The organism is Kitasatospora sp. Xyl93 (assembly GCF_055383135.1).
The window spans coordinates 2167437-2186046 of sequence record NZ_AP029185.1 but is presented as its reverse complement, the minus strand read 5'-3'; the positions used below and the strand labels follow the sequence as shown (position 1 = coordinate 2186046).

Sequence of the window (18610 nt, the reverse complement as noted above, 5' to 3'; positions counted from 1 at the left end):
TCCGCAGGACCCCGCCCGAGGCCGTCGCCGTCCGTCAGTACTTGCGGACGGTGGCGGCCTCGGCCAGTGCCAGCAGTACCGTACGGGCCCGCTCGTCGGCGAGCGGCGCGGCCTCCAGCGCGGCCAGCGACTGGCGCATCAGCGCCTCGATCCGGCGCTCCACCAGCTCCGGCGCGCCGCTGCGGGCGACCAGCTCGCGCAGCTCGGCGACCTCCGGGGCGGCCAGGTCCGGCGCGCCGAGCCGCTCGTCCAGGTGCCGGGCGTCGGCGGCCGGCAGGCCCCGCATCGCGTGCGCGACCAGCAGGGTGCGCTTGCCCTCGCGCAGGTCGTCCCCGGCGGGCTTGCCGGTGACGGCCGGGTCCCCGAAGACGCCGAGCAGGTCGTCGCGCAGCTGGAAGGCCTCGCCGAGCGGCAGGCCGAACGCCCCGAGCGCCTCGACCAGCTCCGGCCCCGCGCCGGCCAGCAGCGCCCCGACCTGGAGCGGCCGCTCGATGGTGTACTTCGCGGACTTGTAGTGCAGTACGGTCCGGGCCCGGTCCAGCGCGCCCTCGTCCGTCGAGTCGCCGGCCACCGGCTCCAGCACGTCCAGGTACTGGCCGAGCATGACCTCGGTGCGCATCAGGTCGAACGCCGGCTTGGCGGCGAGGACGGCGGCGGGCTCCAGGCCGGAGCGCAGGAACAGCTCGTCGCACCAGATCAGCAGCAGGTCGCCGAGCAGTACCGCGGCCGAGGTGCCGTACTGCTCGCGGTCGCCGCGCCAGCCGTTGTCGCGGTGCAGCGCCTCGAAGCGGCGGTGGACCGAGGGCAGGCCGCGGCGGGTGTCGCTGCGGTCCATCAGGTCGTCGTGCACCAGGGCGCTCGCCTGGAGCAGCTCCAGGGCGGCGGCCGCGTTGGCGACCGCCTCGCCGGTGGCGCCCCCGGCCGGGCCGCCGGCGGCGCGCCAGCCCCAGTAGCAGAAGGCCGGACGCAGCCGCTTGCCGCCGTCCAGCAGGAAGTCGCGCAGCGCGTCGGCGGCGGGGACCAGCTGGGGCGAGATCTCGGCGAGCAGCACGGACTGGCCGTCCATGAACGCGGCGAGCGCCGCGTTGACGCGGGTGCGGACGTCCTCCACGTCGATGGGGTTGGCCGGCCGGGTGCTGGACGAGGTCACGATGGGGCTCCGCTGGTTGTCTGGGGTGCAGCAAGCGTAGCGGTGCGGCTGGGAACGGGTGTGCGAGCGGCCCGCCGGGGGCGCGGGAGCGGTGCCGTGAGCCGTTCCGAACGGAAACGGAACATCGTCCATCAGTTGTCTCAATAGATGGAATCCAGCTGTCCGGCCCCTTCGAAGGCCCGATAGCCTGCCAGCATGGCACTCGGAATCGCTTCCACGAGAACGGATCGCGCACTGACGGTGCGCGAACTCCTGGCGGCCGGTAAGCGCTCCTTCTCCTTCGAGTTCATGCCGCCGCGCACCGAGGTCGGCGAGCAGAGGCTCTGGGACGCCATTCGGCGGCTCGAACCGCTCGACCCCAACTTCGTCTGCATGACGTACGGCGCCGGCGGTTCCTCGCGCGAGCGCACCGTCAACATGGTCGGCCGGATCGCCACCGAGACCACCCTGACCCCGGTCGCCCACCTCACCGCGGTGGACCACTCGGTCGCCGAGCTGCGCAACATCATCGGCCAGTACGCCGACCAGGGCGTGCGGAACGTCCTCGCGGTCCGCGGCGACCCGCCCGGCGACCCGATGGGCGAGTGGGTCAAGCACCCCGAGGGCGTCACCTACGCGTACGAGCTGGTGGAGCTGATCAAGGGCATCGGCGACTTCTGCGTCGGCGTCGCCGCCTCGCCGAACATGCACCCGCGCTCGACCGACTGGGACGAGGACATCCGGCACTTCGTGGCGAAGATCCGCTCCGGGGCCGACTACGCGATCACCCAGATGTTCTTCGAGGTGGACGACTACCTGCGGCTGCGCGACCGGGTGACGGCCGCCGGCTGCGAGACGCCGATCATCCCGGAGATCATGCCGGTCACCAACGCCAAGCAGCTGGAGCGGTTCCCGCAGCTCAGCGGTTCGCCCTTCCCCGCCGACCTGGAGGCCCGCCTGCGGGCGGCCATCGACGACCCGGCGGCGCTGCGGGCCGTCGGCATGGAGCACGCCACGGCGATGGCCGAGCGCCTCCTCGCCGAGGGCGCGCCCGGTCTGCACTTCATCACGCTGAACCACTCGACGGCGACGCTGGAGATCTACCAGAACCTGGGGCTGCACCAGCGGTAGGCCCGCTTCCGGGCCGTCTCCGGACGTTCTTCGACAGGCGTTCACGAGCCCGTCACCGTACCGACGGTGGCGGGCTCGGTCGTGTGCGGCCGGTGTCCGGCGGCGGTGGGAACGCGATGCGGTACCCGGGCCGTTGAACCGGTACAGTCGCCGCACACGCGCGGCGCACACGCGCGGGTACGCGACTGGAGGTAGCGGGCGGATGGGCATCGGATACCTGCTGCTGTACGCCGCGTTGGCGGTGGTGGCGCTCTGGCTCGTCGCGGAGGTGCTGCTGCAGAACCGGGCGCCGCTGCACTGGCGGGTGCTGGCCCTGGCCGGCTTCCTCGGGGTGGCCGCCGGGATGGTCCTCGGCTCCGTCGTGGTGATCGGGGCGGGAGCCGCGCTGTTCGCGGTCGGCCAGACCTTCGTCACCCTCTCGGTCAAGCGCGGCTACCGGACCGGCTGGTCCCTGCGGAAGCGCGACGGCAGCCTGCCCGGCCCGCTCGCCAAGGTGCCGCTGCTCGGCGCCCTCACCGGCGGCGGCGCCGCGGTGGCGGCCGTCGCCGCCGCCCGCGAGCGGGTCGGCGAGGTCAGCGCCGTCGAGGAGACCCCGGCCCCGGCCCCCGCGCGGGTGGCCGACGAGGTGCCCGAGGTCGAGCAGACCGCCGCCTTCGAGATGCAGGAGCTCGCCCAGGACGGCGTCTACGCCCCCGCGTACTACGAGCAGCAGCAGCCGCAGCTCCAGCAGCAGCCCCAGGACCCGTACGCCGCCGCCTACCAGGCCGGCTACGACCAGCAGCAGTGGCAGACCCAGCAGCAGCCCGCCTACGCCTACGACCAGCAGCAGGGCTACGGCGGCGGCTACCAGCAGGACCCGTACGGCGGCTACCAGCAGCAGGACCAGTACGCGGCCTACCAGCAGCCCCAGCACCAGCAGCACCAGCAGGCCTGGGACCCGAACGCCCAGCCCCAGCAGCAGTGGCAGCCCCAGCCCGACCAGCAGCACATCCAGGGCATCCCGCAGCAGCCGGTGTACGACCAGAACGGCTACCAGCAGCAGAACACCTGGCACCAGGGCTGAGCAGGCCCTACGCCGGGCCGATCAGCCCGGCGGTGATGCAGGCCGACATGCCGACCCGGGCGAGTCCGCCGCCGGGGTGGGCGTTGCCGCCGACCAGGTAGAGGCCGGGGACGGGGGACTCGTTCGCGGCGTGCAGCCCCGCGTACGAACCGGCGAGCACCGGGCGGGCGACCGAGCCGAACAGCGCGCCGGTCTCCCGGCGGGTGTCCTCCGGGGTGCGCACGACCCGCCACAGCACCCGTTCGCGCAGGCCCAGGCCGGCCGCGTCCACGTGGGCGAGCAACCGGTCGGCGTAGCGGTCGGCGACACCGGGGGCGGTCCAGTCGACGTCCTCCTCCTGGGCCGGGACGGTCGCGGTCAGCACCACGCTCTCGTGGGCGTCGTCCGGCCGCAGGGACGGGTCGTCCGGGCGCAGCACCTGCACGGTGGGGCGCTCGCACAGCGGCGCCGAGTGGGTGAGGGCGTTCTCCTCGGCGGCCGGGTCGGCCGCGTGCACCACCGTCCGGTGCACCGTCCCCTCGGGCCGGGGCCCGCGCAGGGCGAGCAGCACGCTGAACCGGCCGGGCACCTCGAACGGCTCCCATTCCCCGGCCGGCAGCCCGGGCCACTCGGCGATGCCGTGGCGGAACAGCGCGCCGGTGTCCATCGCGGAGACCACCAGGTCCGCGTCGATCCGGCCGTCCGCCGTCTCGACCCCGGCCGCCCGGCCGCCCTCGACGACCACCCGGGTGACCGGGGTGTCGAAGCGGAACTCCACCTTGCGCAGTTCACACCGCCGGAACACCGCGTCCGCGAGGGCCCGCAGACCGCCCCGGACGTACCAGACGCCGAAGGACTGCTCCATGTACGGCAGCACGGCGGCCCCGGCCGGGGCCTGGCCGGGCAGGAGGCCGTGCCGCAGCGCGGGCTCGCCCAGCAGGGCGGTCAGGCCGGGGTGGCCGCCGAGCTGCCGCCGGGCCACGTCGTCGAGGGTCCACGGGACGGGCTTGCGCAGCCGGGCCAGGCCGGTGCGCGGCGGGACGGGGTACGGGTCGGTGTCCACCCGGGCCCGGCCCGCGGGGGACAGGACGCCGAGGTCGGCCGGGAGCGCCTCCTCCAGCAGCGGGCGGCGGGTGGCCTCCCAGACCGTCCGGCCGTGGTTCATCACCGCGCTCCAGCGGGCGCCGGACCCGGCCCCGAAGGCGGCGTCCAGCGCCTGGCTGACACCGCCGCGGGAGGCGTTCGGCAGGGTGACGGCGGTGCCGTCGGGGAACAGGTGCCGGCTCTCCGGGTCGACCGGGGCCAGCTCGACCAGCTGCTCCAGCGGCTCCTTGCCGGTCTTCAGCGCGAGGTCGCGGTAGACCGCCGGGAGGGTGAGCAGACCGGGTCCGGTGTCGAAGGCGAAACCGTCGCGCTCGTACCTCCCGACCATGCCCCCGTAGGTGCCGCTCGCCTCGCAGACCGTCACCCGGTGACCGAGGGTCGCCAGTCGGGAGGCCGCCGCGAGCCCGCTCATTCCTGCGCCGATGATGACGATCCGTGCCATGGCACCTGATCCTAGGACCCGCGCTACGCCACTCCCGCCGCCCGGGCGGCCCGGCGTTCGCGGCGGCGGGCCCGGAAGGCGCGGATCCTGCTCACCGCCAGCCAGACCAGCAGCAGGCCGACGGCCAGGACCACGGCGGCGACCGTGGCGGCCAGCCAGGGGTGGAAGATCGCCAGGGTGACCAGGCCGGCCACCGAGAGGTCCTCCGCCATGCTGACCACGATGTTGCTGGCCGGCTCGGGCGAGGTGTTGACCGCCATCCGCAGCGAGGCCTTCACCAGGTGGCTGACCAGCGCCGAGGCGCCGCCCATCGCGCCGGCCGCGACCTCGCTCAGCGAGCCGGGGTCGTTGTCCGCGATCAGCACGCCGACGGTGGCACCGGCGACCGGCCGGATCACCGTGTGCACCACGTCCCAGACGCTGTCCACGTACGGGATCTTGTCGGCCACCGCCTCCAGCGCGAACAGCACGCCGGCCACGACCAGCACGTCCGTGCGCTCCAGCGCCCGCGGCACCGACTCCGCGTCGGCGAACCTGCCCAGCAGGCCGAGCAGCAGCACCACCGCGTAGGCGTTGATACCGCTGGCCAGTCCGCTGGTGAAGATCAGCGGCAGGACCGTCATCGCGTCCCCCTCCTCGTCATGGCGTCCCCCTCGTCCTCCGGTGGGGCCGGTTCCGCCCGGCTCCGCCGTACCGTACCGGCACCCGGGACGCCGTGGACGCACGTCGCGGTTCCGGCGGCGGGCCGGGCGGCGCGGACTGAGTACGGATACTCAGATCCGCGGTTGAGTACCTCAGCGGATGGCCGTCGACCTGCGGAGACGGGAGAGTGGTGGCACCCGGGAGGGCGGCGCGTCGGGCGCCGGCCCACCCGGGCGGCGGATCCGTCCGTCCCCCGGCCGCGAACGACGGGGGAGGCGGCGGACGGACCGCCACGGGGCTGGTCAAGGCGCCCGCACCGCCGGCACGGGGCGGCGGAGCGGACCGGGGGGAGCCGGCCACGGGGGGAGTTCGCCTCCGCCGACCACGGGGGAACGGCGGAGCGACGGCACGGCGGCGGCGCGGAACCGGGGGAGTCCCGCGCCCGCCGCCGCTACGCCGTTTCCGGCCCCTTTCGGCGGTCGCGGACGGCCTGGCCGGAATTGCCCGACGGATTGTCAGTGGTGCCGTTCACGATGGAAGGGCACGGACCGCCCGGTCCGCGCGCTGCCTCGGAAGGGGGAGACCATGACCATCAGCCATCCTGAGCCCGTCACCGCCCGCCTCCGCTCCGCCGCCCTGCCGCACCTGCCGGGTCCGTCCGTCGGACGCCCCGCCGGATCGGACGTCCACCCGGTGCTGCGCCGGGTCGGCGCGCCGCCGGCCGCCCTCGACCTGCTCGCCGACGCCCACCGCACCCTCGCCCGGGCCCGCGCCCTGGAGGATCCGCTGGAGCGCTACGCCACCGCCCACCTGGCCGCGCTGCGCACGGTGGCCGCCGTCCTGGCGGTGCGCGGCCGCCCGGAGAAGAGCCCGCGCCGGCGCAAGGCCATCCGCAGCGCCTGGGAGGTCTTGCCCGAGGTGGCCCCGGAGCTCGCCGAGTGGGCGCTCTACTACGGGGCCGGCGCCCGCCGCCGGGCCGCCGCCGAGGCCGGGATCAGGGGCGCCGCCTCGGCCCGCGACGCCGACGACCTGATCCGCAACTCCGCGCTCTTCCTGCGTCTGGTCGAGCGGCTGCTCGGCCTGCACGCCGAGCCGCCCCCGCCCCGGCTGCCGCTGGACGGCGACGAGCCGCCGGGCGGGATCGGGGCCGCCGCCGGGTGAGAGCGGGGCCGCCGCCGGGCCGGTCAGGGCCCGTGGCCCGGCGGTGATCCGGGGGACAGGCTCTAAGGTGGAGGCAACCTGATCGAACTGCACGTGCCAAGGAGCCCCACCTTGTACCCGACGCGTCCCCGCAGTGCCCTGCGTACCGCCGTGGTGTGGGAGGTGGTCCGGGCGGCCCTGGAGAAGCGGTCGGCCGAGCTGGACCAGCCGGTGCTCGACGTGGTCGACACCGGCGGCGGCACCGGGAACTTCGCGGTGCCGGTCGCCAAGCTCGGCCACCGCGTCACCGTGGTCGACCCGAGCCCGGACGCCCTGTTCGCCCTGGAGCGCCGGGCCGCCGAGGCCGGGGTGACGGACCTGGTGCGGGCCGTCCAGGGCGACACCCAGACCCTGCCCGAGCTGGTCGCGGCCGGCAGCGTGGACGCGGTGCTCTGCCACGGCGTGCTGGAGGTCGTGGACGACCCGGCCGAGGCGCTCGGCAGCCTGGCCGGCACCCTGCGCAAGGGCGGCGTGGTCAGCCTGCTGGCGGCCAACCGCAACGGCGCCGTGCTGGCCCGCGCGCTGGCCGGCCACTTCACCGAGGCCCGTACCGTGCTCTCCGCCGCCGACGGCCGCTGGGGCGAGCAGGACCCGATGCCGCGCCGCTTCACCGGCGAGGAGCTGGGCCGGCTGGCCGAGGCCGCGGGCCTGCGGGTGGAGTCGGTGCACGGGGTGCGGGTCTTCTCCGACCTCGTCCCCGGCGTGCTGGTGGACACCGAGCCGGGCGCGCTGGAGGCGCTGCTGAAGCTGGAGGAGGCCGCCGCCGCGCAGCCCGCCTTCCACGCCGTGGCGACCCAGCTGCATCTGCTGGCCACCCTGGCCTGAGGCGCCCCTCCCGACCCGCGCGCCCCTTCACGAACCCTTCCGCCGTCGTGCGGATTCCGCGCACACCGGACGTCGGCCGTTCGCGCCCCGGAGGCCCCCCGTTCCCCGGTCCGTACGCCGTCCGCGCGCCGGTCGGTCCCCGCCGGGCCGCGCCGCCCGGCGGGGACCTGCCCAGGTCCAGGACCATTCCATCCGATCGGGCACTTGTCCGGGGCGTGGCGCGTTGACACCGGTGCGGCCGTCCCCGCTCGAAGTGGCCTGCCCCACGCGGCGCAGACCACCCCGTATCGGGCCCACGGACCGTATGATCTGGGTAAAGCCGGAAAGCATGACAGCCGGACGCGTGGGGCATATGGACGACACGGGCCGGGTCCCCCGCACGGGCGTCCGACCGTGTGCCCACGGCTGATTGGACTTGCCCCCCCGACCGGGGTGGGCGGACCGGTCGCGACCGCGACCGACGAGTAGGAGGACTCCGTGCCGCTCTCGGAGCACGAGCAGCGACTGCTCGACCAGATGGAGCGAGCGCTGTATGCCGAAGATCCCAAATTCGCGTCTGCGCTTGAGGGGACCGGGCTGCGCACCTACACCCGTCGGCGGGTCTACCTGGCCGTCGCCGGCTTCGTGGTGGGCATCGGCCTGCTGATGGGCGGCATGGTCGTGCCGGACCAGATCTGGGTCAGCGTCGTGGGCTTCCTGGTGATGCTCGGCTGCGCGGTGTTCGCCGTGACCGGCTGGCGCCGCGGGCCCGCGGGCCAGGGCGCCGGGGCCCGCCCGGCCGCCGCCCCGCGCCGCAAGGCCGGGATGATGGACCGGGTCGAGCAGCGCTGGCAGCGCCGCAGGGACGAGCAGACCGGGGGCTTCTGAGCCGCTCGGCCACCTGCGCGCGAGGCCCCACCTACGTACGAAGCCGGGGCGGGCAGTCGATCGACTGCCCGCCCCGGCTTCGTGTCCGGATCAGGACTCCGGAGTGGACCGCTTGCGCCGGGTGAGGACCCGCCGCACCGGCGCGGACACCGTCCCGACCGCCCGGCCGACCGCGGCGCCCGCCGCCGTACGGGCCGCCCGCACCGCGTCGGAGATCCGCCACCACAGCTGCGCCGAGGACGGCGGCAGCAGCACCGCCCTGGTCCGCCCGGCCCGGCCGGCGGTCGCCCGCAGGCCGCGCCGCACGGTGCGGACGTCGGCCGCCAGCGGCTCCGGGGAGGGCTGCCCGGGCGGGGCGTAGAGCACCCGCTCGGTGGCCAGCGCGAGCCGGCCGGTGGCCGCCGCCGAGTCCTCGTCCAGCCGCGCCTCCTCGGCGATCCGGCGGGCCGCCGAACGCGGGGTGCGTGACTCGTCCGGGGGAATTCCGAGGTCCCAGGCGGAGTCGACCAGCTCGTCCCAGGCGGCCAGCACCTGGGCGTCGGTCAGCTCCGCCGGACGGCCCCCGCCGGGCCCGCGCCGCCCGCCGCCGCCCAGTCGGCGGCGGCGCACGGCGGCGCGCCAGAGCATCGGGACGAGCAGCAGTGCGATCAGCGCGAGCACCGCGGCCAGGGTGCCGAGCACCTGGCCGGAGAGCAGCCAGGACTCCTCGGCGGCCCTGGCGACGGCCCGGTCCTCGGAGCCGCACTCGCCGAGCTGGCGCTGCTTGGCGGTGCAGTCCGAGGCGGCGGTCGGCGCCGGGGCGGCCGCGGTGGGCTGCGGGGCGGCGGTCGCCTGCTGGGTCGGCGCGCTGGTCGGGGTGCTGGCCGGCTCGGTGTAGCGGGCCGGGACGCCGCGGCTCGGGGTCGGCTCGAAGCGCAGCCAGCCGTAGTTCGCGAAGTACAGCTCGGGCCAGGCGTGGTACATCCGGCCGGTCACCGAGTAGACGTCGCCGCCCTTGTTGTCGCCGGGGGTGAAGCCCACGGCCACCCGGGCCGGGATCTTCAGCGTCCGGGCCATCGCCGCCATGGTGGAGGCGTAGTGCACGCAGAAGCCCCGGCGGTCGCGCAGGAAGACGGCGATGGCGTTGCTGCCGGTGCCGCCGCTGACCGTGGTGTCGTACTTGAAATCCGGCCCGGTGAACCAGTTGACCAGCGCCGTCGCCCGGTCGTAGTCGTTCTGCGCGCCGGCGGTGACGGACCTGGCCTTCTCGGCGACCACGGGGGGCAGGTCGGTCGGGAGGGCGGTGTAGCGGTCCCTGACGTCCTGCGGGGCGGTGGCCGCGAGGCGCAGCTCGGCGGCGGTGGGCCGCAGGTCCAGGGCGCTGACGTGGTAGCGCAGGTTGCGCATCGCCTTGTCGTTGGCCGGCAGGACGGTACGGGTCAGCGGGTCGAGCCTCCAGTCGCCCCGGTTGGGGAGCTGGACGGCGGCGGCCGGGTACGGCATCGGCAGCCAGCTCCCCTCCAGCCGGTCGGTGACCGTGAAGTCGCCCTCGATCCGGGGGACCTGGGCGTTGCGCAGGCCCTCCGGGGCGGGCAGCGTGGCCGGGAGGTCGCTGACCGTGGTGCTGCCGAGCTTCCAGTTGGTGCCGTCGAACTGGTCGAGCGAGCCGGTCCGCAGGTAGATCTGGTCGGCCAGCGGGCTGTCCAGGGTGTAGGTGAGCAGCTCCGCGTCGGTGGGCTTGGTGATCGCGGCCTCCAGGCTGACCAGCGGGTCGAGGCTGGTCGCCAGGCTCCCGGCGGCGCCCTTGCCGTTCGACCCGCCGGAGCCGGAGTGCAGCAGCCCGGAGCTCCAGTGCGGCAGGATCACCGGCAGCAGCAGCGCCACCGCCAGGGCCAGCACGCCGACCTGCCGGCCGCCCGGGCTGACCCGGGCGGACTCCACGGAGCCGCGGGCGCCGCCGTGGAACACCCGGCCCCAGCGGGAGACCCGGTCCTGGCCCTCGGCGAACAGCAGCAGCAGGTAGCCGGCCGCGGCGGCGGCGAACCAGACCCAGCTGCCGTGCTCCCCGGCCAGGCCGTTGCCGACCGAGTACAGCGCCAGCAGCGGCAGCCCGGCCAGCGCCGAGCGCCGGTAGGTCACCGCGACGGTGTCGACCGCGACGGCGATCAGACCGATCGCCGAGACCAGGATCAGCCGCAGCCCGGGGGTGGGCGGAGCCGGGATGGCGTACTGCTGTATGTCGTCCAGGCCGGAGGCGAGGACCTGGTCCAGGACCCGCATCGTGGCCGGCCCGGGCAGCACCCCGCCGGCACCGGCGAAGCCGAGCAGCATCAGCAGGAGCAGCGCCAGCAGCTGCCCGACCGGCACCGTCCAGCGGTACAGCGGGGAGCGGCGCAGGCCGGCGCCGACCGCGGCGATCACGGCGATCACCAGGGCGGCGTGGGTGAGCCAGCCGCGGTTGGTGAGCAGCGGCATCATGCACAGCGCGGCGAGGGCGGTGGCCAGCGCCGAGTAGACGGTCAGTTTGGCCCGGGTGGTCACGCGCCGGCCTCTTCTCGGTAGGGGGCGGTCGTCCTGCTGCCGTCGGCGGCCCGCCACAGGTCCGGTACGGAGTCCCCGGCGCGCACCGGGATCACCGTCCAGCCGGACTCGCGCAGCTGCCGCACCCGGGCCTGGAAGTCGTCGCCGCCGGTGTCCGGGGCGAGCATCCGCAGGCCGGCCCAGGTGCCGGTGTCCAGCAGGAAGGCGATCGCCCCGCCGGCGCGGCTGCGCAGCCGGCCCAGCCGGGCGGCCTGGGAGTCGTCCAGCTCGCCGAGGACGGCGACCAACAGGCCCTCGCCGCCGGTGCGCAGCGGGTCCTCGGCGCGGGAGAGGGTGCCGCCGTCGGACAGGTCGGCGACGGCGAGGGCGTCCAGGATCAGCCCGGAGGCGTCGGCGGTGCCGTGGCCGCCGCCCGCGCCCGGGCCGGGCACCGACTGCCCGGTGTCGGTGAGCAGCCGGGTCTGGTAGCCGCGCTCCAGCAGGTGCACGGCGACGGACGCGGCGCAACCGACCGCCCACTCGAAGGAGGAGGCGGGGCCGCTGCCCCGGTGGGCGATCTCCCGGGTGTCCAGCACGACGGTGGCCCGGGCCTGCTGCGGCTGCTCCTCGCGGCGCACCATCAGCTCGCCGTACTTGGCGGTGGAGCGCCAGTGCACCCGGCGCAGGTCGTCGCCGGGCCGGTACTCGCGCAGGATCACGTCGTCGTCGCCGGCCAGCGCCAGGGTGCGGCTGTGGCTCTCGCCCTGGCCGATCCACTCGCCGCTGAGCCGGACCGACTGCAGCGCCTGGACCTGGGGGACGACGGTGAGGACGTCGGAGGCGGTGAAGGCGCGGGTGACCTCGCACATCCCGAACGGGTCGGACAGCCGCAGCTGGAGCGGCCCGAGCGGGTAGCGGCCGCGCAGGTCGGAGCGGACCCGGTAGGAGACCTCGCGGTGGCCGCGCGGCTCGACCCGGTCCAGCACGAAGCGCGGGCGCGGCCCGAGCACGTACGGGACCCTGTCCTCCAGCAGCAGCACCCCGGTGGGCACCCGGGAGACGTTGTCGACCCGCAGGTGGACCCGGGCCTCCTGGCCGGCGACCGCCCGGCGCGGGCTGAGCCGGCGTCCGCTGGCCACCCGGTAGCGGGTGTTGGCGACCACCACCACGGCGACCAGCGGCAGCGCGGCGAGCAGGACGCCGACGCGCAGCAGGGCGTCCTGGTCGAGCAGGTAGGAACAGACCACCGCGGTGACCCCGGCGGCGAGGAAGGACCGCCCCCGGGTGGTGAGGCCGCGGAACCCGGCCCGCAGCCCCGATGCGGAGTCGGACTCGGCCACCTCAGCCCCTCCGGACGGCCGGGCCGCCCTGCGGGCGCGGCAGCGGCAGCCGGGCGACCAGGTCGGTCACGATCTGCTCGGAGGTGCGGCGGCTGAGCTGGGTCTCGGCGGTCGGCATCAGACGGTGCGCCAGGACCGGCACGGCGAGGCGCTGGATGTCGTCCGGGGTGACGTAGTCGCGGCCGTCCAGCGCGGCGGCGGCGCGGGCGGCCCGGACCAGGTGCAGGGTCGCGCGCGGCGAGGCGCCCAGGCGCAGCTCGGGGCTGGTGCGGGTGGCGCCGACCAGGTCGACGGCGTAGCGGCGGACCGGGTCGGCGATGTGCACGGTGCGGACCAGGTCGATCAGCTTGAGGATGTCGGAGGCGTGCGCGACCGGCTGGAGGTCCTCCAGCGGGCTGGCGCCGGCGTGCACGTCCAGCATCGCGAGCTCGGCCTCGGGGCTGGGGTAGCCGATCGAGATCCGGGCCATGAAGCGGTCGCGCTGGGCCTCCGGCAGCGGGTAGGTGCCCTCCATCTCGACCGGGTTCTGGGTGGCCACGACCATGAACGGCGAGGGCAGCTCGTAGCTGGTGCCGTCGATGGTGACCTGGCGCTCCTCCATCGACTCCAGCAGCGCCGACTGGGTCTTGGGCGAGGCGCGGTTGATCTCGTCGCCGACCACGACCTGGGCGAAGATCGCGCCCGGGCGGAACTCGAAGTCGTGCCGCTGCTGGTCGTAGATGTTGGTGCCGGTGACGTCCGAGGGCAGCAGGTCGGGCGTGAACTGGATGCGGCGCACGGTGCAGTCGAGCGAGCGGGCGAGCGCCTTGGCCAGCATGGTCTTGCCGACGCCGGGCACGTCCTCCAGCAGCAGGTGGCCCTCGGCGAGCAGGACGGTCAGGGCGATCCGGACGGCCTCCGGCTTGCCCTCGATCACGCTCTCCACGTTGGCGCGGACGCGGTCGACGACCGCCGCCAGCTCGGGGAGCCCGACCGGCTGGTACCCGTTCGCCCTCTGCTGCCCGCCCCCCGCGGGACTCCCGAGTCCGGCCTGGTCGTTGTAGCTCGTCACCCGTTTACGCTCCCTGGCACCCTGTGCCCGCCCCGTCCCGAGGCCGGACCCCACCCCATGCTTGACGCGGCCGTCCCGGGGGCGGTTCCGAAGGGGTCCCGGCGCCGGGAAGGCGGCCTGCGGCCTGGCCGCCCCAGGTGGTTCGGGGTCCGACCGGCAGGCGCATTCTCCCTCGTGCGACGGCCGGAAGTCACCATTCGGAGGCGCCCGAATGCCCGGACGCCCGGACCCCGGGACGCCGTCGGCCGGGTGGGGTCCGGGCGGGAGGACTCAGTCGATCTCGCGCAGCAGGCCGGTGTGGACGTCGAAGACGAAGCCGCGGACGTCGTCGGTGTGCGGCAGGAAGGGCGAGGTGCGGACGCGCTGCATGGACTGGCGGACGTCGCCGTCCAGGTCGACGAAGGCCTCCACCGCCCACTGCGGGCGCTGGCCGACCTCCAGCTCCAGCTCGCGGCGGAAGTCCTCGGTGAGCCCGAGCAGGCCGCAGCCGGTGTGGTGGATCAGCGCGACCGAGCGGGTGCCGAGGGCGCGCTGGCTGATGGTCAGGGACCGGATGGTGTCGTCGGTGACGACGCCGCCGGCGTTGCGGATGACGTGCGCGTCGCCGAGTTCGAGGCCGAGCGCCGCGAACAGGTCCAGGCGGGCGTCCATGCAGGCCACCACGGCGATCCGCTGCACCGGGCGGGCGTCCATGCCGCCGTCCCGGAAGGTCACCGCGTAGGCGCGGTTGGCCGTGACGAAGCGGTCGATGACGGTGGGTCTGGCGGGTTCGGCAGCGGCGTTCGGCGAGGGCCGGTCGGGTGTCACTGTCATGGTGGCGACGTTAGTGCGGTGCGGGCCCGCGCGGTGGGGCGGAGAGCTACAGAACGGGGCGCCGTGATCGAGCGCATGGCCACAACGGGAGGGTTCGTCCGGGCTGCTCCCGCAGTGGCCGCACGCGGTGGCGGGCAGGGGGCGCGCGCCCGTCGCCGAAGGCCCCCGATCCGTACCGCCGCCGGACCGCGCCGACGGCCGCGACCTGCGGTGATCCGTACCGCCGCCCGGGTGGTGCGCCGGAGCGGACCATTGACTGCCGGGGCCCGCGCGATAGAGTTTGCGGCGCAGTGGAGCACACCCGCCGGGGCCCGTCAACGGGGCCTTCCCGGCCGGTGCGGCCGGTCGACGCGGTCCGTGGCCTCCACCCGCTCCGTGCCCACCTGGCGCACCTTCCCCGGCGCCGGGCGGTCACGACCTTCCCCTCGAGCGGGCGGGGACCACGGGCCGCTTCGTCGTGCCGGGGCACGGTGGGCGAGAATGGTCGCAGCTCCCGGACGTCGGGCTGCTCCGCACCGAGGAAGGGCGCCACCGCGCATGACCACCAACGAACCGGGCCCCAAGCACGTTCCGGTGATGCTCCAGCGGTGCGTGGACGCGCTGGCCCCGGCGATCTCGCGCCCCGGCGCCGTCGTGGTGGACGCCACCCTCGGCCTCGGCGGGCACAGCGAGGCGCTGCTGACCCAGTTCCCGGAGGTCCGGCTGGTCGCGGTGGACCGCGACCCGGCGGCGCTGAAGCTGTCCGGCGAGCGGCTGGCCCGGTTCGGCGACCGGGCCACCCTGGTGCACGCCGTCTACGACGAGATCCCCGAGGTGCTGGAGCGGCTGGGCATCGACCGGGTGGACGGCGTCCTGTTCGACCTCGGCGTCTCCTCGATGCAGCTGGACGAGGCGGACCGCGGCTTCGCGTACGCCCAGGACGCGCCGCTGGACATGCGAATGGACCAGACCCGGGGGATCAGCGCGGCGGAGGTGCTGAACACCTACAGCCACGGCGCCCTGGCCCGGATCCTCAAGGTGTACGGCGAGGAGCGGTTCGCCGGGAAGATCGCCTCGGTGATCCTGCGGGAACGGGAGAAGGAACCGTTCACCAACAGCGCGCGTCTGGTCGAGTTGGTGCGCAACGCGATCCCGGCGGCGACCCGTCGGACCGGCGGCAACCCGGCCAAGCGGACGTTCCAGGCGCTGCGGATCGAGGTCAACGGCGAGCTGGAGGTCCTGGACCGGGCGATCCCGGGGGCGCTGGACGTCCTCGCGGTCGGCGGCCGGATCGTGGTGATGTCCTACCAGTCGCTCGAGGACCGGCTGGTCAAGCAGTACCTCGCCGCCGGTGCGACCAACACCGCTCCGCCGGGGCTGCCGTTCATCCCGGAGGAGCACCAGCCCTGGCTCAAACTGATCACCCGCGGTGCCGAGCTGGCCACCGAGGAGGAGATCGAGGAGAACCGGCGCGCCGCGCCCGTACGGCTGCGGGTGGCGGAGAGGATCAGGGACCGAAGCAAGCGGGGCTGACGAACCGGCCCCGGCGGGGTCCGAAGGGCGGAGGAGAGCGGTGGGGCCGGTGGCCGGTGAGGTCCGGGCGGGGCGGGGAGGACTCCCCGGGCAGGGCAGGGCGCGGATCACGGTCCGGCCGGGCAGGCGTCCGGTACGGGGGCGTACCCCGTTCGCGGTGCTCATCGTGGTGCTGCTCGCGGCCGGGCTGCTCGGCCTGCTCGCGCTGAACACCGCGCTCAACGAGGGCTCCTTCGAGCTGTCCAGGCTGCAGAAGCAGACCACCGTGGCGACCGACGAGCAGCAGGGCCTCCAGCACGAGATCGACCAGAGCTCGGCGCCGGACGCGCTGGCCAGGCGCGCCGCCGAGCTGGGCATGGTCCCGGCCGGCGGGATGGCCTTCCTGGACGTCCCGAACGGCGGCAAGGTGGTCGGCACCCCGGGCCCGGCGCAGGACAGCCCGCCGGTCAAGCGCTCCACGGCCGAGCCGTGGCCGACCAGGGCCCAGTCCGGCGCGGCCCAGCCCGTCGCCGGGCCGTCGCCGACCGCGCCCCAGCCGAGCGGCGCCCCGGCGCCGGCCGCACCGCCGCCGGCGCCGACCCCGGCGGCGTCCGCCGGTGACTCGGTGATCCAGCTCAACCCGGTCCCGCCCGCCGCGACCGCCAAGCCGAGCGGGGGTGCGGCCCGATGAGCGGGTGGAACGAGCGGACCAGCAGAGGGTGCGCCGGGTGCGAAGCGCCCGCCGAGCGCGGCGAGGTGGTCGCATGAGCACTCCACGTCAGCCCTCCGGAGGTTCCGGCGGATCCGGCGGCGGCAACGGCCGCCGTCCGGTGCCCCGGAGCGCCGCGCCGCGCGCGCAGTCCGGCACCGGCCGCGGCCAGCCCGCGAAGGGCCAGCCCGCCAAGGGGCAGCAACCGCCCAGGAGCCAGCCCGCCAAGGGCCAGCCCGACCGGGCTCAGCCCGCGAAGGGCCAGCCCGCGCGGAGCCAGCCCGCGAAGGGACAGCCCGCCAAGGCCCAGCCCGCCCGGTCGGCCTCCGCCGGCCGTACCCCGCGGGCGCCGCAGCAGCGCCGCCCCGAGGGACGCCCGCCGGCCCGCGGGGCGGCGGCGCGCCCGAGGAGCCGTCCGCCGCTGCGCCCCAAGGCGCTCAAGCTGGCCGAGCCCAAGCGCCGGCTGCGGGTGATCGGCGTGGTGCTGTCGCTGGTGCTCTCCGTCTTCGCGGGGCGCCTGGTGCAGCTCCAGCTGGTGGACGCCGACGCGCTGGCCGCCGACGCCAACACCAACCGCTACCTGAACATCCCGATCACCGCCGAGCGCGGCTCGATAACGTCCTCCGACGGGGTCGCCCTGGCGGCCACCGTGGACGCGTACGACATCACCGCCGACCCGGCGATGTTCACCCCGGAGGCGACCGGCATCCCGGACGCGCCGGAGCAGGCGGCCGCGCTGCTGTCGCCGATCCTCGGCGTGCCCAGGGAGAAGCTCGCCGCCGACCTCCACACCCCCAAGAGCCGTTACAAGCGGCTCGCGGCCCAGCAGACCCCGGTCGCCAAGAAGCAGATCAGCGACCTCAAGTCGGGCCTGGAGAAGCAGGCCGGCTCGCGGGCCTGCCAGGCGCAGAAGAAGCTGCTCGGCAAGCCCGCCGACCAGGGCGGGCGCACCCGGGTGGACAACGAGTGCGCCAACCCGCTGGCCGGGGTGTTCAACCGGGAGACCCAGAAGCGGATCTACCCGGCGGACGGGCTGGCCGCCAACCTGGTCGGCTTCGTCAACGCCGAGGGTGAGGGCGCCGGCGGCCTGGAGCTCCAGTACCAGAAGCTGCTGGCCGGCAAGGACGGCCACAGCAGCTACGCCCAGTCGGGCGGGCGGCTGGTGCCCACCGCCGGGGGCTCGATGGAACCGGCCGTGCCGGGCAGCGACGTCAAGCTGACCATCGACCGGGACATCCAGTGGGCCGCCCAGCGGGCGATCACCGACCAGGTCGCCAACTCCGGCGCGGAGAAGGGCTACGTGGTGGTCCAGGACGTGAAGACCGGCCAGGTCCTCGCGATGGCCACCGCGCCCGGGTTCAACCCGAACGACCTGAGCCTGTCCAAGCAGGCCAACCTGGGCAACCCCGCCCTGGCCGACGCGTACGAGCCCGGCAGCACCGCCAAGCTGATGAGCATGGCCGCCGTGCTGGACTCCGGCAAGGCCACCTGGGACACCAAGGTCACCGTGCCCAACCGGCTGGTCCGGGCCGGGCAGCAGTTCAAGGACGACGTCGACCACGACACCTGGTACCTGACGCTGGCCGGGGTGCTGGCCAAGTCCTCCAACATCGGCACCATCGAGGCGGTGGAGACCCTCGGCGGCGGCGACCAGCTGGAGGCCAACAAGGTCCTGGACGGCTACATGCGCAAGTTCGGCGTGGCCGAGCCGACCGGCCTGGGCTTCCCCGGGGAGACCGCCGGGAAGCTCAAGAAGCCGGAGGACCTGGTCGCCTCGGAGAAGTACAACATCTCCTTCGGCCAGGGCCCGATGCAGATGAACGCGCTGCAGGCCACCTCGGTCTACTCGACCATCGCCAACGGCGGGGTGCGGGTCGCGCCCAGCATCGTCCAGGGCGTCACCGACCCCGACGGCAAGTACAAGCCGAGCAGGCCGGGGGAGCAGACCCAGGTGGTCAGCCCGGAGACGGCCAGGACGCTCACCTCGATGCTGGAGTCGGTCGTCGACGACGAGCAGGGCACCGGCGGCAAGGCCGCCATCCCCGGCTACCGGGTCGCCGGCAAGACCGGCACCGCCAACCGCGGCGCCGCCAACGGCGTCGGCTACGACGGCTACACCGCCTCCTTCATCGGCTTCGCCCCCGCCGACGCCCCCCGCTACACCGTCTCCTGCACCCTCCAGGGCCCGGTCAACGGCCACTTCGGCGGCCAGCTGTGCGGCCCGGTGTTCAAGCAGGTGATGGAGTTCACCCTGAAGACCATGCAGGTCCCGCCGAGCGGCAGCCCGGCACCCAACCTGGCCGTCGACTGGAAGCCGTGAGCGAG

The 18610-nt window shown here is 75.0% G+C and carries 15 protein-coding genes; 8 read left to right on the top strand and 7 right to left on the bottom strand.

Annotated features, from left to right (window positions below):
- Positions 1–34: 34 nt before the first annotated feature.
- Positions 35–1150 carry a polyprenyl synthetase family protein gene (locus tag ACZ5GH_RS09360; protein WP_387748906.1) on the bottom strand — a complete coding sequence of 372 codons (1116 nt, stop codon included), beginning with the start codon at positions 1148–1150 and terminating at the stop codon, positions 35–37.
- 195 nt (positions 1151–1345) lie between these two features.
- Between ACZ5GH_RS09360 and metF the strand changes: the two genes are divergently transcribed.
- Positions 1346–2260 carry a methylenetetrahydrofolate reductase [NAD(P)H] gene (metF, locus tag ACZ5GH_RS09355; protein ID WP_387748908.1) on the top strand — a complete coding sequence of 305 codons (915 nt, stop codon included), beginning with the start codon at positions 1346–1348 and terminating at the stop codon, positions 2258–2260.
- Between the two features lie 202 nt (positions 2261–2462).
- Positions 2463–3323, top strand: a complete 861-nt coding sequence (locus tag ACZ5GH_RS09350; protein ID WP_387748911.1) for a hypothetical protein — start codon at positions 2463–2465, stop codon at positions 3321–3323.
- A 7-nt stretch (positions 3324–3330) separates the two neighbouring features.
- Here ACZ5GH_RS09350 and ACZ5GH_RS09345 read toward each other — a convergent pair whose 3' ends face one another.
- Together ACZ5GH_RS09345 and ACZ5GH_RS09340 are read right to left on the bottom strand one after the other, a co-directional pair.
- A complete protein-coding gene (locus ACZ5GH_RS09345; RefSeq protein WP_387748914.1) occupies positions 3331–4848 on the bottom strand; it encodes a phytoene desaturase family protein in 1518 nt (505 codons plus the stop codon).
- Between the two features lie 23 nt (positions 4849–4871).
- Positions 4872–5471, bottom strand: a complete 600-nt coding sequence (locus tag ACZ5GH_RS09340) for a DUF4126 domain-containing protein (protein WP_387748917.1) — start codon at positions 5469–5471, stop codon at positions 4872–4874.
- 610 nt (positions 5472–6081) lie between these two features.
- On the opposite strand from ACZ5GH_RS09340, the gene ACZ5GH_RS09335 reads away from it, so the two are divergent.
- The 3 genes from ACZ5GH_RS09335 to ACZ5GH_RS09325 all read left to right on the top strand — a co-directional run bounded on the left by ACZ5GH_RS09335 (position 6082) and on the right by ACZ5GH_RS09325 (position 8382).
- Positions 6082–6651, top strand: a complete 570-nt coding sequence (locus ACZ5GH_RS09335) for an SAV_6107 family HEPN domain-containing protein (protein WP_387749295.1) — start codon at positions 6082–6084, stop codon at positions 6649–6651.
- A gap of 111 nt (positions 6652–6762) precedes the next feature.
- Positions 6763–7515 carry a methyltransferase domain-containing protein gene (locus ACZ5GH_RS09330; protein ID WP_387748919.1) on the top strand — a complete coding sequence of 251 codons (753 nt, stop codon included), beginning with the start codon at positions 6763–6765 and terminating at the stop codon, positions 7513–7515.
- A 477-nt stretch (positions 7516–7992) separates the two neighbouring features.
- On the top strand, positions 7993–8382 hold the full coding sequence (locus ACZ5GH_RS09325) for a DUF3040 domain-containing protein (protein ID WP_074000911.1): 390 nt from the start codon (positions 7993–7995) through the stop codon (positions 8380–8382).
- Between the two features lie 90 nt (positions 8383–8472).
- Here ACZ5GH_RS09325 and ACZ5GH_RS09320 read toward each other — a convergent pair whose 3' ends face one another.
- The 4 genes from ACZ5GH_RS09320 to ACZ5GH_RS09305 form a co-directional block, all read right to left on the bottom strand.
- Positions 8473–10902, bottom strand: coding sequence for a transglutaminase TgpA family protein (locus ACZ5GH_RS09320; RefSeq protein ID WP_464333910.1), 2430 nt, complete (start codon positions 10900–10902; stop codon positions 8473–8475).
- On the bottom strand, positions 10899–12221 hold the full coding sequence (locus ACZ5GH_RS09315) for a DUF58 domain-containing protein (protein WP_464333909.1): 1323 nt from the start codon (positions 12219–12221) through the stop codon (positions 10899–10901). The genes ACZ5GH_RS09320 and ACZ5GH_RS09315 overlap by 4 nt, the downstream gene beginning before the upstream one ends.
- Before the next feature lies 1 nt (position 12222).
- Positions 12223–13179, bottom strand: a complete 957-nt coding sequence (locus ACZ5GH_RS09310; protein ID WP_464336810.1) for an AAA family ATPase — start codon at positions 13177–13179, stop codon at positions 12223–12225.
- A gap of 363 nt (positions 13180–13542) precedes the next feature.
- Entirely contained in the window at positions 13543–14085 is a 543-nt protein-coding gene (locus tag ACZ5GH_RS09305) for a beta-class carbonic anhydrase (RefSeq protein ID WP_464333908.1), read from the bottom strand.
- Positions 14086–14622: 537 nt separating this feature from the next.
- Here ACZ5GH_RS09305 and rsmH point away from each other — a divergent pair.
- The 3 genes from rsmH to ACZ5GH_RS09290 all read left to right on the top strand — a co-directional run bounded on the left by rsmH (position 14623) and on the right by ACZ5GH_RS09290 (position 18605).
- The gene (gene rsmH / locus ACZ5GH_RS09300) at positions 14623–15597 is read left to right on the top strand and encodes a 16S rRNA (cytosine(1402)-N(4))-methyltransferase RsmH (RefSeq protein ID WP_387748931.1); all 975 of its coding nucleotides are present in this window, start codon (positions 14623–14625) and stop codon (positions 15595–15597) included.
- A 157-nt stretch (positions 15598–15754) separates the two neighbouring features.
- Positions 15755–16267 carry a cell division protein FtsL gene (gene ftsL, locus ACZ5GH_RS09295; RefSeq protein ID WP_464333907.1) on the top strand — a complete coding sequence of 171 codons (513 nt, stop codon included), beginning with the start codon at positions 15755–15757 and terminating at the stop codon, positions 16265–16267.
- A 73-nt stretch (positions 16268–16340) separates the two neighbouring features.
- Entirely contained in the window at positions 16341–18605 is a 2265-nt protein-coding gene (locus ACZ5GH_RS09290) for a peptidoglycan D,D-transpeptidase FtsI family protein (RefSeq protein WP_464333906.1), read from the top strand.
- The last annotated feature ends 5 nt before the right edge of the window (positions 18606–18610 follow it).

Coding starts and splice junctions, on each gene's coding strand:
- ACZ5GH_RS09305 (WP_464333908.1), bottom strand. CDS start 14,085: ATGACAGTGACACCCGACCGGCCCTCGCCGAACGCCGCTGCCGAACCC.
- ACZ5GH_RS09345 (WP_387748914.1), bottom strand. CDS start 4,848: ATGGCACGGATCGTCATCATCGGCGCAGGAATGAGCGGGCTCGCGGCG.
- ACZ5GH_RS09340 (WP_387748917.1), bottom strand. CDS start 5,471: ATGACGGTCCTGCCGCTGATCTTCACCAGCGGACTGGCCAGCGGTATC.
- ACZ5GH_RS09350 (WP_387748911.1), top strand. CDS start 2,463: ATGGGCATCGGATACCTGCTGCTGTACGCCGCGTTGGCGGTGGTGGCG.
- rsmH (WP_387748931.1), top strand. CDS start 14,623: ATGACCACCAACGAACCGGGCCCCAAGCACGTTCCGGTGATGCTCCAG.
- metF (WP_387748908.1), top strand. CDS start 1,346: ATGGCACTCGGAATCGCTTCCACGAGAACGGATCGCGCACTGACGGTG.
- ACZ5GH_RS09290 (WP_464333906.1), top strand. CDS start 16,341: ATGAGCACTCCACGTCAGCCCTCCGGAGGTTCCGGCGGATCCGGCGGC.